Origin of the sequence: Neptuniibacter sp. QD48_55 (assembly GCF_047778115.1) — a bacterium.
Taxonomy (GTDB): domain Bacteria; phylum Pseudomonadota; class Gammaproteobacteria; order Pseudomonadales; family Balneatricaceae; genus Neptuniibacter.
The window spans coordinates 1,134,818-1,150,905 of the sequence record NZ_CP180555.1; the positions used below are offsets into that span (position 1 = coordinate 1,134,818).

The 16,088-nt window shown below is 42.4% G+C and carries 14 protein-coding genes; 9 read left to right on the forward strand and 5 right to left on the reverse strand.

What is annotated here, in order from left to right; translation table 11 throughout:
• Position 1: 1 nt before the first annotated feature.
• From ACMXYW_RS05140 to ACMXYW_RS05155, 4 genes are all read right to left on the reverse strand, one after another.
• The gene (locus tag ACMXYW_RS05140; RefSeq protein ID WP_415905455.1) at positions 2-1,204 is read right to left on the reverse strand and encodes a hypothetical protein; all 1,203 of its coding nucleotides are present in this window, start codon (positions 1,202-1,204) and stop codon (positions 2-4) included.
• 1 nt (position 1,205) lies between these two features.
• The gene (locus tag ACMXYW_RS05145; RefSeq protein WP_415905456.1) at positions 1,206-2,003 is read right to left on the reverse strand and encodes an outer membrane lipoprotein-sorting protein; all 798 of its coding nucleotides are present in this window, start codon (positions 2,001-2,003) and stop codon (positions 1,206-1,208) included.
• Positions 1,978-4,395, reverse strand: coding sequence for an efflux RND transporter permease subunit (locus tag ACMXYW_RS05150; protein WP_415905457.1), 2,418 nt, complete (start codon positions 4,393-4,395; stop codon positions 1,978-1,980). Before ACMXYW_RS05150 ends, ACMXYW_RS05145 begins: the two co-directional genes overlap by 26 nt.
• A 134-nt stretch (positions 4,396-4,529) precedes the next feature.
• On the reverse strand, positions 4,530-5,282 hold the full coding sequence (locus ACMXYW_RS05155) for a TetR/AcrR family transcriptional regulator (protein WP_415905458.1): 753 nt from the start codon (positions 5,280-5,282) through the stop codon (positions 4,530-4,532).
• Between the two features lie 435 nt (positions 5,283-5,717).
• Here ACMXYW_RS05155 and ACMXYW_RS05160 point away from each other — a divergent pair, with 435 nt between their 5' ends.
• Entirely contained in the window at positions 5,718-6,113 is a 396-nt protein-coding gene (locus ACMXYW_RS05160) for a hypothetical protein (protein WP_415900509.1), read from the forward strand.
• 63 nt (positions 6,114-6,176) lie between these two features.
• Here ACMXYW_RS05160 and ACMXYW_RS05165 read toward each other — a convergent pair whose 3' ends face one another.
• On the reverse strand, positions 6,177-7,130 hold the full coding sequence (locus ACMXYW_RS05165) for a methylenetetrahydrofolate reductase (RefSeq protein ID WP_415900510.1): 954 nt from the start codon (positions 7,128-7,130) through the stop codon (positions 6,177-6,179).
• 146 nt (positions 7,131-7,276) lie between these two features.
• Here ACMXYW_RS05165 and ACMXYW_RS05170 point away from each other — a divergent pair, with 146 nt between their 5' ends.
• The 8 genes from ACMXYW_RS05170 (at position 7,277) to ACMXYW_RS05205 (ending at position 15,972) form a co-directional block, all read left to right on the forward strand.
• Positions 7,277-7,843, forward strand: a complete 567-nt coding sequence (locus tag ACMXYW_RS05170) for a DUF1285 domain-containing protein (RefSeq protein WP_415905459.1) — start codon at positions 7,277-7,279, stop codon at positions 7,841-7,843.
• 59 nt (positions 7,844-7,902) lie between these two features.
• A complete protein-coding gene (locus ACMXYW_RS05175; RefSeq protein WP_415900512.1) occupies positions 7,903-9,051 on the forward strand; it encodes a response regulator in 1,149 nt (382 codons plus the stop codon).
• Between the two features lie 186 nt (positions 9,052-9,237).
• On the forward strand, positions 9,238-10,239 hold the full coding sequence (locus tag ACMXYW_RS05180; protein ID WP_415905460.1) for an ABC transporter substrate-binding protein: 1,002 nt from the start codon (positions 9,238-9,240) through the stop codon (positions 10,237-10,239).
• A gap of 170 nt (positions 10,240-10,409) precedes the next feature.
• Positions 10,410-10,805 carry a YbaN family protein gene (locus ACMXYW_RS05185; RefSeq protein ID WP_415905461.1) on the forward strand — a complete coding sequence of 132 codons (396 nt, stop codon included), beginning with the start codon at positions 10,410-10,412 and terminating at the stop codon, positions 10,803-10,805.
• Positions 10,806-10,818: 13 nt separating this feature from the next.
• Positions 10,819-12,210: a diguanylate cyclase gene (locus tag ACMXYW_RS05190; RefSeq protein ID WP_415905462.1), complete on the forward strand. Its 1,392-nt coding sequence runs from the start codon at positions 10,819-10,821 to the stop codon at positions 12,208-12,210.
• 358 nt (positions 12,211-12,568) lie between these two features.
• On the forward strand, positions 12,569-13,816 hold the full coding sequence (locus ACMXYW_RS05195; RefSeq protein WP_415905463.1) for an HDOD domain-containing protein: 1,248 nt from the start codon (positions 12,569-12,571) through the stop codon (positions 13,814-13,816).
• A 158-nt stretch (positions 13,817-13,974) separates the two neighbouring features.
• Positions 13,975-14,967, forward strand: coding sequence for a 23S rRNA (adenine(1618)-N(6))-methyltransferase RlmF (gene rlmF / locus ACMXYW_RS05200; protein ID WP_415905464.1), 993 nt, complete (start codon positions 13,975-13,977; stop codon positions 14,965-14,967).
• Positions 14,968-15,072: 105 nt separating this feature from the next.
• Positions 15,073-15,972, forward strand: a complete 900-nt coding sequence (locus ACMXYW_RS05205; protein ID WP_415905465.1) for an MBL fold metallo-hydrolase — start codon at positions 15,073-15,075, stop codon at positions 15,970-15,972.
• The last annotated feature ends 116 nt before the right edge of the window (positions 15,973-16,088 follow it).

Here is a 16,088-nt window from a genome sequence, read left to right on the forward strand (position 1 = left end):
CTTAGAAATAACGTTCAACAGTCAGTTGAAGGTGGTCATCTTGTTTTAGGCTATAACTCAGGTCTGCTGGGTTATCAGCCGAAAAGAATCGACCATCTAAGCTTAATTTCCAGTTATCACCAAAACGTCTACTCGCTTCAATAATCATACTATTACTGTAGTAGTCCAAATCATGGCCAATACCGGCTAATACTTCGGTGCTTGCTGCATCGTTTAGAGTGAGCCTTGCACCCATGAACAGGTCATTTTGGATAGCAGCGTCAGCTGATTTACCTCGCTCATCCCAGCCATATTCCAGTAAAACGCCAATGTCGGCAGAGCTGTCTTGAATACCGTAAAAGGTATATTCAAAACCACCTTGAGCAGCCCAATAGTTTTCACTTTTAGTGTCGCGATGAATGGTTTCTAACTTCCAAAGCCAACTGTCTAACGTAGCTTGTAAGTCAAAACCAATCTGGTTCATCTGCTCGTAATGGGGAACTAAGATCGTCTGGCCATTCACTGACTGGACTTGTAGTTTAGGATCTCGGTTGGTTCCTCTAAACCAATAAGCACCTAAATCAAAATCACCAAGCGTATGGCTCCAGCGAATTGCTGTATCTATATGTTTATTGCCTGCGCTGGATTCAAAGGTTGCTCTATCAGTATCGACTACTAGACCTCCGCGGAGGCGGCCATCTGTGCCTGCAAAAGTTCGCTCTCGGAACCCAGGTAGAAGGAAGAGGTCGACGATGCCCCAGTCTTTGACTAAGGATAGATTGATCATTTGCTGACCAAGTTTATCTTCACCATCGAAGTCTTCGACACCATCTGTCTGGTTGATCACATCAACGAGATGCTGGAATTCAGTAACGCCCCAAAAGACTTTACGTAGGCCAGTACGAAGTTCCCAGTCGTCAGAGACATGCACCCAGCTTAACTCACGAATATCTCCGTGGGTTCGCTCGGTGTCATTTTCATCTACACGAAGAAAAGGGGTGAAGGTTAAGCTATCAGCACCATCGTTCCACTCCCAATAAAGCTCCGGCTCTAAAGAGAATGATAAATTGGTGTCATAGTCCTGCCCTGAAAATTGAGCACTTTGAGTAAATAGGCGTAAGTCGGCGGTGGCTTTACCCGACAACTCAAAGTAGGTTTCTGCCTGAGCAGGCAGGGCTGTTAAAAGCCCTGCTGCCAGTGCAGTCGTGAACGTCTGCCTAATCATCTTAGCGCGCTCGTTTTAGCGTGTTTTTGTTGAAATCTTTATCAGTTAACCCCGTTTTGAACTGATAAGAACCATAGGTAAGGTCGGTGCTTTTACCTGTTTGGTGGTTCACCATTTTCATTAGATCTGGACGCCAGTGCTTACCTTCATACTCTTTGTATTCATGATAAGTTAGCGTCTTAAGTTCAGAATCTTTACGGTCGTAGAAATCGATTTTCCACGGGCGGTACTCTGCTTGATCTAACCACACTACGCGTCGGGTATAACCAGAGTTCTTATCTACTGGGTATTGTTCTACTACAAAACACGTACCGCCTTCACAAGGCTCATCGCGCAGGTACTTGTATGTGTATTTTTCTACCTCAAAGGAAGATAGATCTTCGTAAGCAAATTCAGAACCCATAAATGGGCCGGACTTGTTACGCGAAGCAATACGTTTTACTCGCTTAAGAGCAGGCAAGTACAGCCACTGATCGTCCGCGCCAATAGGGTGGGAGAAGCTTAAAAACGCTGTACCTTTAACATCTCTAGGCTTGTCGAAAACCGATAGGCTTTTGTCACCATCGTTATCAACTTCTAAAGACTTCATGCGGATCTCACGCACGCTTTCCTGACCCTGTTTATTACGCAGAATCATATTCATCTGCGCTTGCATATCAGTCCAGCCAAGATCGCTTGCTTTAGCTTCTTCTGCAATACGTAGACCTTTTTCTTCAGCGGTTTCAGCAATAGCAACGCCTGAAGTGAGAATCATGCCTGCAATGCATACAGATTTAAGCGGGTTGGTTAACAGAGTCATCTTTATCTCCTTCAGAATTTTTTAGTGCTGCATTGGCTGGTTGTACAGGGCCAGTTTGTGTCGGGTCGTTTTGTGCAGAGTCATCGCTTTCTGCGTCTTCTTGCTCTTCCTTAGCTGTTTTATCTAGCAACATCAAAAGTGGTGGCAAGAATAGGAAGTCCACAATTAACGCGATCAAAATAGTCAGTGCTGTTAGTAGGCCCATGTCGGCGTTCACTTTAAAGGTGGACTGAGCCAACACCATAAAGCCTGCTACCAATACAAAGGTGGTTATCCATAATGCTTTACCTACGCTAGCAAAGGCATAACCTACAGCTTCTTTACTGTTCTTGTTGCGGTCTCTACGTGCATGCAGGTACTTGCTCAAGAAGTGAACCGTATCATCTACCACGATACCAAGTGTCATGCCGGCAACAACAGAAAGTGCTAGACCTACTTGGCCATCAATCAAGTACCAAACACCAAAGCCCATTGCCGCTGGCGCTAAGTTTGGAATCAGACTGATGAAACCGAATTTCACCGAACGTAATGCAAAGCCAAGCAGTACAGATATCAGTACAAGGGCCAAAGATGTACCAATCAACATGCTGTAGATATTACGCTGGCCAATGTGTGCAAACATAAGGCTAGGGCTTGCAATATCCACTTCATAGTTTGATGCATTCTCTGCAAACCAGTTATAGATGCGGCTTTCCAACTCAATCTGCTCGGTACTGGTCATATTATTGAACGTAGCGATGATCCGAGTAGAAGACTTATCCACGTTTAACTGGTTATTTAGATCCAAACCGTAAGGCAGAGACATTTCGTACAGCAATAAGTATTGCGCTGATAGTTCACGTTCATCCGGTAGTTTGTAATACGCAGAATCGTCACTGTGCATGTTTTTGTTTAAGCGTTTAATAATATCGCTCAACGTATTCACGTGATCAGTTTCAGGTTGAGCACGTAGCCATTCTGTTAGATCTCCGACTGTTTTTAGGAACGCAGGGGAGTTAATCCCACTAGCTTCTTTGGTATCGATGGAGATCTCCATTGCCGTCATGCCTGATAGATTATCCTGCATGTAATCTGTTGCCTGACGGAATGGCACGGTTTCATCGAAATACTTTACGAAGTCATCATTCAGTTTGTTTAACGGAACGAGGAAAACGGCCGCAATCATTAAAACTGACATCGCTGGAAGTAGAACTCGACGCTTCGAGATTACAAGGTCTGCCAATTTGTGCATGAAGTCATTTTTGCCTTCTTCCATCGGTTTAACGTGGACAGGCAGTAAACGCAGCATTGCAGGGAATACTGTTACCGAGAAGATAAAGGCAAGCATTACACCTGCAGCGACCATGTTACCCAGATCGCGGAATGGAGGGGAATCTGAGAAGTTCAGGCTTAAAAAGCCGATTGCAGTGGTCAAACTGGTTAAGAAAATTGGCTGGAAGTTAATCCGTAGACTGTCCTGAATCGCTTTCTCTTTTTTAACGCCCTGTCGCATCTCGTAGAACATTGTTGTTAGGATATGCACGCAATCTGCTACAGCTAACGTAAGTACCATAATTGGGGTACTTGCAGATGGTCCTGTTAGGTAAAAGCCTGTCCAGCCAGCTAAACCCATGGTTGCAGCAATGGAGAAGATGATCACGACAACAGTTGCTAAGGTACCGCTAAAATTGCGTAACAGAAGTACCATGCCGATGATGACGACTAAGAACATCAAAGGCACAAGCGTCGCGTTGTCCTCAATAGATGCTTCAGCAAAGCTGTTGTTCATCATTACCATGCCTGAAAGGTGAACTTTCAGATTTGGATTCGCTTCAACAAATTCATCGCGCATTTCACGAACTTTACTGACTACCTGAGGTACTTCAACAACTGGGTCAACGCCGGGTAGTTGTACGGTGATGTTTACAACCGTGACATGAGCCTCTGGAGAGATCAGTTTGTTTACCAATAGCGGTTCATTAACAGCGATCTCTTTAAGCCTTGGCATATCCGCATCAGTCAACGTTTCAGCGTCTAATACCAGATCTTCAACGATCATGTCGTCTTCTTCAGACCATGTATGCTGATAGTTGGTAATCGAATCTACGCGGGTAGAGTAGGGTACCTGCCAAGATTCAGTCGTCAGCTCTTGAATCGCCGCAAGGGTTTTAGGAGTAAACACTTCACCACTTTCAGGTGATATAACAAAAGCAACATTGTCACTTTTGCTGTAAATCTTCTGCATCGCTTCGAATGCTGTCAGTTGAGGATTCTCATCACTGAAAAACACGCGATAGTCGCTTTTGAAGACCAGATTTTTAGCGCCGTAAGTTGCGCCAACGACGAACATTATCGAGAAGAGAACGACCCAAATAGGGTGGTTCAACACGAATCGGAAAAGGCGATCTCTCATTTTCCTGCTCCAAGGGCCCTTGCGGGGTTGATTGCGGTTAAGCAATATTAGTTATTTCTTTTTAATGACGAAACGTCATTAACTAAGGTTTAAAAAACGGTGCAAGCACCGCGTTTTTTAATTCATCGCAGTTTTTAAGAACTGCACATCAACTGCTTTTGCTGAAGCTGTTTAACCTCATCAGCAAAAAGTTCGGTTTTAAAGCGTTGAATGCTCTCATGCCACGGATGGTCTTGGGTAAAAGGCTTCCAATTCAGGCCATCCAGTAAAATATTTGAGTGATTAACTAGCTCTCTTTCTAGTTGCATTTCAGCTCTAACGTTACAGCGATCAAGGGTCTCATGAAGCAAGGCAATGGTACCGAAGCTCATAGACCATAAAGAAAACGCTACTTGAGCAGGGCAAAGGTGTGGTTGTAACGATAAGTCACCACTTGCAAGGCCTGAAGAGATCACCTCCAACATACCCCCCAATAGCTTATTTTCTAGAATAAGGTGCTCTTCTTGACGCTTTTCGGTTGATTTTTCCCGAACTGACGGTGTCTTAGCAGAAAGAACCAACATAAATTCTGTAGGGTTTAGCTGCGAATGGAGCATATAGCCATACCCAACGGCGAGCATCTTCTCGCGACTACTGCCGTCATATTGAAAGGCGCGTTCGAATAGCGCCCCTAGTCGTCTTACACAGCGGTTACATAGACCAGTTAATAGGTCTTCTTTACAGGTAAAATGGTTGTATACCGTGCCTTTAGAGTAAGGCAGCCTTGCTACTACTTTATCTATAGTGAGCCCAGCTACACCTAATTCACTGATGATCTGTATAGCAGCTTGCATAATTTCTTCTTCACGGGCTTCTAAATCGGCTTCGTGAATAACTTTGGGGCTCATATTATTTCTATTACCTATAAATGACGGTCCGTCAAAAATACTGTTTTTTACTCAGCTGAGCAAGTGTGAAATTTGCAACAATCCGTTGCTATTAAGAAACAGTTTTGCAACAACCAATGCCTGCTAATCGCTACTATTAGTGATTTTAATAATCTTTAATATATTAATTGTCTAATTCAGCTATTCATGATGTTTTGTAGGGGCTTTATTTAAGAGGGTTCGAGCGTATTTCTAGCCGAAAGGTCTTCTGAAAGCAGGTGAAATATATTAATAAATCTGCTTTTGTCACGAAGTTGCATTGTTCAGTGTCTAAACTGCTTACTGTCAAAAATGATAGTTCTTATCTTTTTCGGCACCTGTTCCCCGGTATGGAACCAGGGGGAGTTGATTCATAGATGAAGAAACTGTTGTTCAAACAGGAAAGGAGTGCTTGATATGAAAATACCAACCTACGTGCTTGCAGTAAAAAATGAACCTGAAGGTCAACTTCAGCTCGCTCCACAAGGGGTAAAGGCTGCAGACATGCCGGTGTGTTTTTCGCCAGAATACGCATCCCATCTTTTTAATTTCAGTGAATCTCGTGTTCAGTGTAAAGAGGGTGAGAGTGTTTTTCTGTTAAAGGGAGATGTGGATATTTCTGGCATCGCTCAGGAATCTGATTTTCCCGAAGCATTTAAAGCATTACTGAAAAATAATAACGACTTAGAGGATTGGACTGTGCTTCGGCAAAAGTCTGCTCTTTCTTCCGATTCACAAGAATATAAACGCAAAGTGCAAGAAGATCTCGCTCGAACACATATGTTGTTGAAAATAAACAAAACACTTATGTGAAGGGCTGAAAAGATAAGGCCGCGATTAATCGCGGCCTTTTTCTATCTTAATAGTCGCAGGGGATCAAATATCCGCTTCTGCTAACTTAAGATCTACGACCGATTTAAGTAGCTTAAATAGACGAATCGATGCGTCGATCTCTTCTTTACGGTTGGTCAAACTCTCGATATTCAAACCAACAGGAATACCAAGCGGCATCACTGCTTCTAGAATCTGCTCTAAATTGTTACGGCAGATTCGAATAGATTCCTGCAGTGGGCTATGGGCATCCATAATACGGAAGCGAGTAGCTTCTGGTACAGAGATACCTAACCATTCCATAAATTCCAGCGTCTTAGTGCTACCGCATGGTGTGAAGGTCAGAATAACACGCTTTGGTTTAACACCATCTTCGCGGCATTTACGCGCATAACTGCTCAACATATCGATAGTCGCTTGAGCATCGTAAACTGCTTGCGAGATAAAAAACTCACAACCTTGTTCTGTTTTGCTTACCAAACGCTCGTGTTCATTGCGTTTAGAAGCGTGACGCTCGGCAATAGTTACGCCGCCTAACTGAAACTCTGCTGGATGTTCTGCAAGCGCAGCGTAAGCATCATTCAAGCTAAGTTGGATATCGCCATCAGAAGAAGGGCTGCCAACAAGCACAGTGTCACGAACACCGTATTCGTTCCATGCTTCATCTAGCCAAGCAATAAATGCTTCTTTATCACGCTGAGAAACACTCTTGTATGTGATAACCGGCTTATCTGCTTTTTCACGGATTAGCTTAGAGTATGCGCGTGGATCTAGGGTGCGCATAAATGGAAACGGACGAGGTTTGTCGATACGGCTGCTTTCATCCTGAATGTCATAAACAATCAGACCATCAAAATCGACATGCTGTAGACGCTCTAGCAGTTTATCCGCAATACCTTGAGCGGTCTCTTCTGCAGTACCATCTTTCGGAGGTGTAGTACCAAATAGATATACTCCGCGGCGGTCGTCAGCAAATTTTGTTCTTAAATCCTGTTTCATTGTAGTTTTTCAATTTCTTTCTAAGCTTTAATTGCTGGCTATTCTAACAATTAATATTATTCATGTGTTTAAGTTATAAGATGAAAGTTTTTTGGTTAGAGTTGAGCAAATTTAATAGGCTATAGAAAAACGGTGGGAGTAGTGAGTTGAGCCAACCAGGTTTTGATCTATCTGAAGCAAGTAAAGTGATTGAAAAATCAGGCGAGGGCATACCGCCATTAGATAAATGGAACCCTGATTTTTGCGGTGATATCGATATGTGTATCGCCCGTGATGGTAAGTGGTTTTACCAAGGCACAATTATCAGTCGGCCCGCAATGGTGAAACTCTTTTCTAAAGTACTTTGGCTAGAAGAGGGGAAGTACTTTTTAAAAACGCCGGTGGAGAAAGTTGGGATCGAAGTAGAGGATGCCCCCTTTCTGATGACCGAAGTCCAAGTACAAGAGGGCGAAAATGGACCTGAGTACCAATTTGTAAGTACAACTGGGGATAAAGTTGTTATCGGTAAAGAGCATTCGCTTTGGGTTGAAGAGTGTAGCGAAACCTCTGAACCATCCCCTTATGTTGATGTTCGTTTTGGAATGAAAGGTCTACTTCACAGAAATGTTTTTTATGAATTAGTCGAATTAGCGATAGAACGAGAGATCGATAATAAACAGGTACTGGTTATCGAAAGTCAGGGTGTAACTTTCATATTAGGAGAAGTATCCTAAATTTAATTTAGGTAAAGTGAATTTAATCACGCCTAAGTATGAAGTTAAGTGGGGAAGTAATGGCGTCAGAGAATCGTTTTTCAATCTTACTGATAATTAAACAATCAGAAGAATTAGAGTCTCTTTGTAATATGGTGAAACGGCATTTTCCACGTTTCTATATTGCCCACAATGAAGAGGATGCTCTTTCCCTGATCGTAGAGCATAAGATAGATGTTCTATTGATGGGGTTACACACGATTCAGGAAAATGAAATTTGTTATCTCCATCTGATTAGCGCCAAGAAGAACATTGAGAAAATCCTTTTCAAGAAGATTGTCTTTTGTAGTCGTGAAGATCTCAAAGAAGCCTTTTCTATCTGCAATAAGGACGTGTTTGACGACTACTTTATTGTTCGTCCACTATACGACCCATATCATTTGCTACTTCGCTTACGCTTTATCCGTCGTGCCCTGCATGAGCAATCTAGTTCAGAGCATAATGATTTCTCAGTGGAAAGCTTATGCGACTATTTTGACCAGATCATCTCCTGCAATGAAGAGATCTCTGACCTCAATGCTGAAAGTTATGAAAAGCTAATGCATCTGGTTTCTTTCTCTATGGATAGGATGAAGGAGAAAGTAATCGAAGAGGGAGGATTGCATGAAGATCATCATGCCGATATGCGGAGTTTGTTTGATCAGCATAAAGAGCAGCATCTGCGTGAGGTAGAGTTGCAACAAACTTCTGTTAAGCAGAGCCTTCAAGCGAAGGTGGATCGTTCAACTAGCCTCACAAAACAGCAAAAAGAGACTCTGCAAACTAGCGATACCGTTGTGTTTGACGATAGCAACATTTTGCTGCTTGAGGACGAGAGTGAACAACGAGATCAGATTAAAGCAATTCTAGATTCAGGTGGCTATAAGGCACAGGTTTCGGGATGTGCGACTCACTCACTCAAACTGCTTCAGAGTTGGAAGCCGGATATAGTTTTACTGGATTTAACACTTCCCGATATGAGTGCGTTATTTGTGATCGATAAGATCAAAAATGATCCTGAAATGACACACACACGCATTATGGTTTTGGCCAAGCCGGGTGATACCCAAAATGCGCAAGAAGCAATGAAGCAGGGTGTGCATGAAGTGATTTTAAAACCGATCGACCGCGATATGCTGCTTTATAAGATGGGCCATAATCTGCAAGCTCTTAATGCCAAAGGTAAGTAATATTAAATATTGGGGAGGCTCCTGTTTTGTGAGATCCCCTTTGTTCTGAGAGTACAGTAACGATCCCATCTATTCGTTTTATCCTTCCAAAAGATCCCTTTGGGCTTTTAGCGCCTACCTTCCCACCTAATCTCAAATAATCATCTATATTTTATAAGTAACCTATTGAATGCATACAGGGTTGATATGCGAAAAGTTGTATCTTTGATTTTTTGGCTGTTGGTAACACTTGGGACAGCAGGGGCGGCTGCGGCTGAAACCAAAATAATGCTGATCCACAGTTACCATCAAGAGATGAAGTGGGTAGAAGACCTAACAGCAGGAGTAAAACAGGAATTAGGTGATGAATATCAGCTACTCATTCATCACATGGATACCAAACGCTTACCCAAAGGGATGTTTAAATACAGTGCCGCGAGGGCCTTTAGTGAGTTTCAGGAACAGAAGCCCGATTTAGTCATTATCTGTGATGATAATGGCTTTAGTTTACTTGGTGAGCGGATAGCGAAAACAACCCCTGTGGTTTTTTGCGGCATCAACTCGGATATTCGTCGTGATTATCCTTGGGTTCTCAATTCTCAGAATATTACCGGTGTCGTTGAGCGTCCAATGATAAAGCGCTCAATCGTTGAGTTTGCTCGTGCCACACGTATTAACCTGCACCAGGTACTCATTTTATTGGGTGATAGCTTAACAGCTAATGCAATTTATCATTATGACTTAGGCGGTAAATCACATTTTAATATTGCTAAGAATATTCGTGCTGATGTTGTCAGGGTTTCCAATGCAGCTGAATGGAAAGAGCACATTAAACTTAGCAAGAAACAAGGATATGATCTTATTTTGATTGCGGGCTATGCGGCTATGCATGAAGAGAATGGAGAGTACGTTAGCTTTGATGATTTAAGCCGATGGGTTTCGGCAAACGCGCCTGTGATGACCATAACAGCTCATGAACAAGCGATAGGAAAAGGAAGAGTCATGGCCGGGATGGTGGTTAGTGGTATTTTAATGGGCCAAGATGCAGCAAATTTAGCTAAGCAATTACTGGTGTTACCTAAAGATAGCCATCAGATCCCAATTCATTTTCAGAGTCAGGGAAAGATGATTTTAAGTCGTCATGAGTTGAGAAACTGGGGCCTTAAGGTAGATAACATCACATCAAGATCGCTTATTCTTTTACCTTAACTGGAAACTAAAGGGATTTAGTTATTTTGAGGGCATTTTCTCCCAAGCAATTGTTCATGTAATCTAACCGTATTTACTAAATTCCTGCTATCTTATAGTTACATGTCCACGACATACGTACTGCTGTATTGATATATTCTTTCTAGGTGGCTTGGTACAGGGAGTATCTGTTGAGAAAAACGATTGTACGTACCCTATATTTGATCGCCGGATTTATTTGCGTGCTTCTCGGTTTGATCGGGGTTATTTTACCTTTACTGCCAACAACGCCTTTCCTTTTAGTAGCGGCTTTTTGCTTTTCTCGAAGCTCCGAAAGGCTTCATCAGGCGCTGCTGCAAAACAAGCTATTCGGCAAAATAATCCAAGACTGGGAAACGGACGGAGTAATTCCGTTAAAGGCTAAATGGTTAGCAACAGTGATGATGCTTGCTATGGTTAGCTATCCGCTGATTTTTAAAACCTTTCACTACGGCTTAAAATTGATTGTTGTTGCCACGATTATCTTCGCTCTCTGTTACATCTGGACACGCCCATCTGAACCTTTATTCAAAGGCAATGAGGGATAGTATGAGGGATAGTATGAGGGTAATCCAATTCCTCCTTTTCTTCCTATTTAGCAGCCATCTTCTAGCCGTAGAACAGCTATTATTTTCCGACAAAGAGAAGAAATACCTCGCTTCTAAACAACAGATTACGATGTGTATTGATCCCGACTGGTTACCCTTTGAGGCTATAAACGCTCAAGGTAAACATGTGGGGTTGTCTGCTGATTTTATGGCAGAGTATTCGAAGATGATGGGGATTCCTATTCAGCTAGTGCCGACTAAAAGCTGGAGTGAATCTTTGCACAAAGCTAAGGCTAGAGAGTGCGATATCTTATCGATGTTGAACGAAAGCCCAGAGCGTAGTGCTTATCTCAATTTTACTGCGCCTTATGTGACGGCTGCTGTTGCGTTGGTCAGTCGCTCGGATGTTCTTTTTATCGATGGCTTGTCTGCGTTGCAAGGCAAAGTGCTGGCAATGCCGAAAAATTATATTTATGAAGAGCTTATCCGCCGAGATTACCCTCTGATCCAAGTGGTTTATACGCAAACTCAAAAAGAGGCGATTAAGCTTGTTTCTACTGGTAAAGCTTATGCATCCATTGGTACGCAAATCAGTATGCTAAGAGATATTCAGGAAGTGGCAACTTCAAATGTAAAAGTGGCAGGCTTTACTGAATACAAAAGTGTTTTGAGGGTTGGAGTTCGAAAAGATGATGCGCTCTTATTAAGCATCTTTTCTAAAGCGGTGGATAATTTACCTCCACAAAAATCCAACGAGATTTTACAGCGTTGGTATAGCGTGACGGTACAAAACAAAGTCGATCAAACTTTGTTGTGGCAACTGTTGGTGGTCTTTTTCCTAATCTCCATGATCTTTGTTGTTCGATTTAGAAGTATCAGGCAATTTAACAAGATTCTTAAGGAGAAGAATAAACAGCTAGAGCGTATTAGTCAGACAGATCACTTAACTGGCTTATTTAACCGTTTAAAAACTGATGCAGTGATCAAAGCTGAAGTCGCCCGAGCAGAGCGCTATGGTGGTAGTTTCTGCGTTATGCTGTTTGATATTGACCACTTCAAAGCCGTGAATGACAACTGTGGTCACCAGATAGGGGATAAAGTGCTTATAGAGATTAGTAACTTGGTGAGAACTAATATCCGAGAATCAGATATCCTTGGCCGTTGGGGTGGCGAAGAGTTTATGTTAGTGACACCTGAAATGGATATCGGCGGGGCCGAGAAGTTAGCTAATAAGCTTAGATTGTTGGTGCAGGATCATATATTCCCAAATCAAATTGATATCACGGTTAGCTTTGGTGTAGCAGAGTACAAGATGGGAGACAGCCCCGATGCGTTGCTAAACACCGCAGATAAAATGTTATACAAATCTAAAGAAGCTGGTCGAAACAGAGTCACGATTAGCTAAAAAGATCTCAATAATCACCTTTCGCATGGGAGGTGATATTTAGCTTCCTTTCCTCTTACCATCAAAAAATCTATCTTTTTATTGCTTTTCAATGTGAAAGTTTCTCATTAAAAACTAGATAAAATTTTACTAAAAACACCTAAATACCCAGAAAACCAAGGATTTACTGAGGTTTAAGGTGTTTTTAAAACAATGTTCAAAAAATTATGTACAAAATAGATAAAATTTTACTAAAAACGCGCTTTTAATAAGGTTAATTGGCACTAGGATTAAGGTATCCACAGTTACTGAGGCATATAGAGCGACAGTGATTGGTAACAGCAGTAATGATTAATCGAAAAATGTGCAGGTAAACCTTATGAGCACTATCAACAAAGGCTCTTCACAAAAATTTAGAATCGCGATGCTGGACGAACAGGGCAGCTTAGCGGGCTGGAGTCGTGAGATAGAGGGATCTGAATTTAATTGGGCGTTTGTGCGTTTAGATTCTAAACAGAGCTTAATCGACCAGTTAGAACAAAACACATTTGATGCGGTTATCCTGCCTTGCTCTATGCGTGCAGTAGTCGATATAGAATTGATGGCTAAGTTAGCTCGCATTCAGCCTCAGGCTGTTAGAGTGTTTCTAGGCGCTGAGTTTTGGAATGCAGGACATAAAGCAAAAGCTGCTGAAATTGCACATCGAATCTATCCTAACAACGTTTCTATCAAACAAGTTGGAGAGGAGTTGGAATATCAGGTTAAGTTGGTGAAATTGCTGAACCGTTCCTCTTTGCAGGCGTATGTATCTACAGTGGGTTGTTTGCCATCTCCACCCAGTATGTATCGCCAACTGACTGAAGCGGTTAACTCAGATGTTGCTGATCTAACTGAGATTAGTGAGATTATTGAGCAGGACCCATCGGTTGTTGCGCAGATCATGAAACAGGTTAATTCGGCTTTCTTTGGTTTCAATCGCCAGATTTCTGATCTGAGAGAAGCAATCTCTTTACTGGGGGTACGAAACCTTAGAAGTATGGCTTTGAGCAGCCAGTTAAATAAGCAATTTAAGCAGGGAGATGATTGGAATCAGTTCTCCTTTGAGAAAATGGGCCAGCGTTCTTTATTGGTGGCACGTTTAGCTCAAGCGTTATCCAGAAGAGCAGGTGCGAGCAAGGCAGTGCAGGATCAAGCATTCTTGGCTGGCTTGTTACACGATCTAGGTGTCATGATTATGGCTGCTCATGATCCGGCACAGTATAAAAAATTGATTAACTATGCCGTTAAAAAACAAAAGCCAATTTATTTAGTTGAAAAAGCGGCATTTGGATTCTTCCATGGTGAAGTTGCAGCAGCCTTATTGGCACTATGGAATCTACCACCGCAGGTTGTTGAGGCAGTCATGTTACACCATGTCCCTCATCTATCTTCGTCAACAGAATTTAGTCCGTTAACTGCAGTACATGTTGCGGATGCCATGCTTCCATCAGTTGATGTGGCAGGAGAATGTGATCTGGCGAGTAGCTTATCGCTACGCTACCTAGATCAAGTGGGTGTTATGGATGAGGTCCCACAATGGCGCATTGTCGCTAACGAATATCGTGTTCGCATGGTATCCAATTTATAGAGAGGATCTCTTTTCGCTGGAAAGATGCCAGTCCTTACCGGGAACATACGTCGGGGTCTGTGAAAGGTAAGGGTTGGCTTTCTTTTATTTTCGCTGTTTAACTAGTAACTCAATAATCTTGTTACAATTCCTGCTTTCCATCTTCTACTGGCATCGTTGTGGCTAGATCAAACAATTCATCTTCAAAAACGCCTACTCAAAAGACCAAACGAAAATCTAGTTTGCATCCGCGCAATCCGCATGCGGCACCTTATGATATTCCTCGTTTGGTTAAAGCGTTTCCTGAGTTAGCTGAATACACCTATGAAACGCCAAGAGGCGAAACCTCTATTCGCTTTGCAGAGCCTAAAGCGGTAAAGCTACTCAATCAGGCGTTATTAAGCACTGAATATAATATTCAGTTTTGGGATTTTCCTGAAGGTTATCTCTGCCCGCCAATTCCAGGTCGTGCTGATTATCTTCACTATATTGCCGATCTTTTGGCTGAATCGAATGGCGGTAAAGTGCCGGTAGGTGCTCAAGTTCAGGGTCTAGATATAGGTACAGGGGCTAACTGTATCTATCCATTGATTGGCAGTCAGAGTTACGGTTGGAAGTTTGTCGGTAGTGATATTGACCCTGTATCTATTGCTTGCGCGGAACAGATCGTCAAAGCCAATCCGGTTTTGAAAGGGAAGCTTAAGTGTCGACTACAACCATCTTCTCAGCAGGTCTTTCAGCAGATCATTAAACCGTCTGATCGCTTTGCCTTTACTATGTGCAATCCGCCGTTCCATGCATCGCTTCAAGAAGCGACAGCAGGGACTAAACGGAAGATTAGAAATTTGAATCGTGGCAAACAGACATCTTCCGGTAATGATCAAGTACTAAACTTTGCTGGGCAAGGAGCAGAATTGTGGTGCAAAGGCGGGGAAATTGCTTTTGTACGTCAGATGATCAAGGAAAGTGCTGAATTTGCTGAGCAGTCACTTTGGTTTACCTGCTTGATATCCAAAAAAGATAACCTGCCCATGGTTTACCAAGCTTTAAAAAATGTAAAAGCTAAAAAAGTAATCACTATTGAGATGTATCAAGGGCAAAAACTTACTCGTTTTGTGGCTTGGAGTTTCCACTCAAACCAATTACGAAGCGGTTGGTTTAGTCGGGACTAGATCAATATTTTGGTCCATTATTGAGTATCGTTATCATTAATGAGCTATAGTTAGTTTCCAGTATGGAATCCAAATTGGATCGTAATGTTACATAAGGAAAAGTTGATGTTGGTTAAGTGTCTTGTCACAGCTATTGCGCTTAGTATGAGCATTGCGATGCCTGTTAGTGCTGAAAATCACCACCAACAATCCCCTAAGTATAAAGTGCAGACCTTGACCGAGAACATTTCGATGTTGAAAGGAAAGGGCGGCAATATTGGGTTGTTAACGGGCAACCAAGGCTTGTTGATGATCGATGACGATTACCGTTCGATGTCACCAGCATTACAGAAGACCCTGCAAAAGTTTGGCGGTGAAGATAAGCTGACTTACATTATCAACACCCACTGGCATGGCGATCACACAGAGGGTAATCACCATTTTGGTCATCATGCGACGATCATTGCGCATGATAATGTTCGTGAGCGATTGCTTACCTCTCAAGAGGTTAAGCTCTTCAATATGAAAACGGAGCCTTATCCCGAACATGCGCTGCCTTCTATTACCTATCAACAAGCACTGACGCTCTACATTAATGATGAAGAGGTCGAGTTACTTCATCTAGCTGGTGGTCATACCGATGGCGATTCTGTCGTTTTCTTCAAAAAGGCCAATGCCGTCCATATGGGTGATCTTTATTTCAATGGCTTTTTCCCGTTCGTAGATATCCAGAATGGCGGTAATGTTGCCCGCATGGCAGAGAATGTGGGTCAGGTGCTTGAACTCATTGATGACAAAACCATTGTTATCCCAGGTCATGGCCCTGTATCAAATAAAGCTGAATTGAAGACATTTAAAATGATGCTGGAAGGCACGTTGGCTGAAGTAAAAGCGATGCAAGATAAAGGGATGAACTTGGGCCAGATGCAGTTAAAGGGTCTATCCCCTAAATGGCAAAGTTGGACTAATGGTTTTCTGTCAACAAGTGTTTGGATCGGCATTCTTCACAGCAGTCTTGAAAAATAAGCTTATTCATAACGCGCACTTTTTCTATCTCTAAGTTTTTTGCTTTCAAACCTTCGTTTAGGGGGCGGCGCTTTTGATAGTGAACGCTGTCCTGTTTCTATGACTTCTTTAAAATC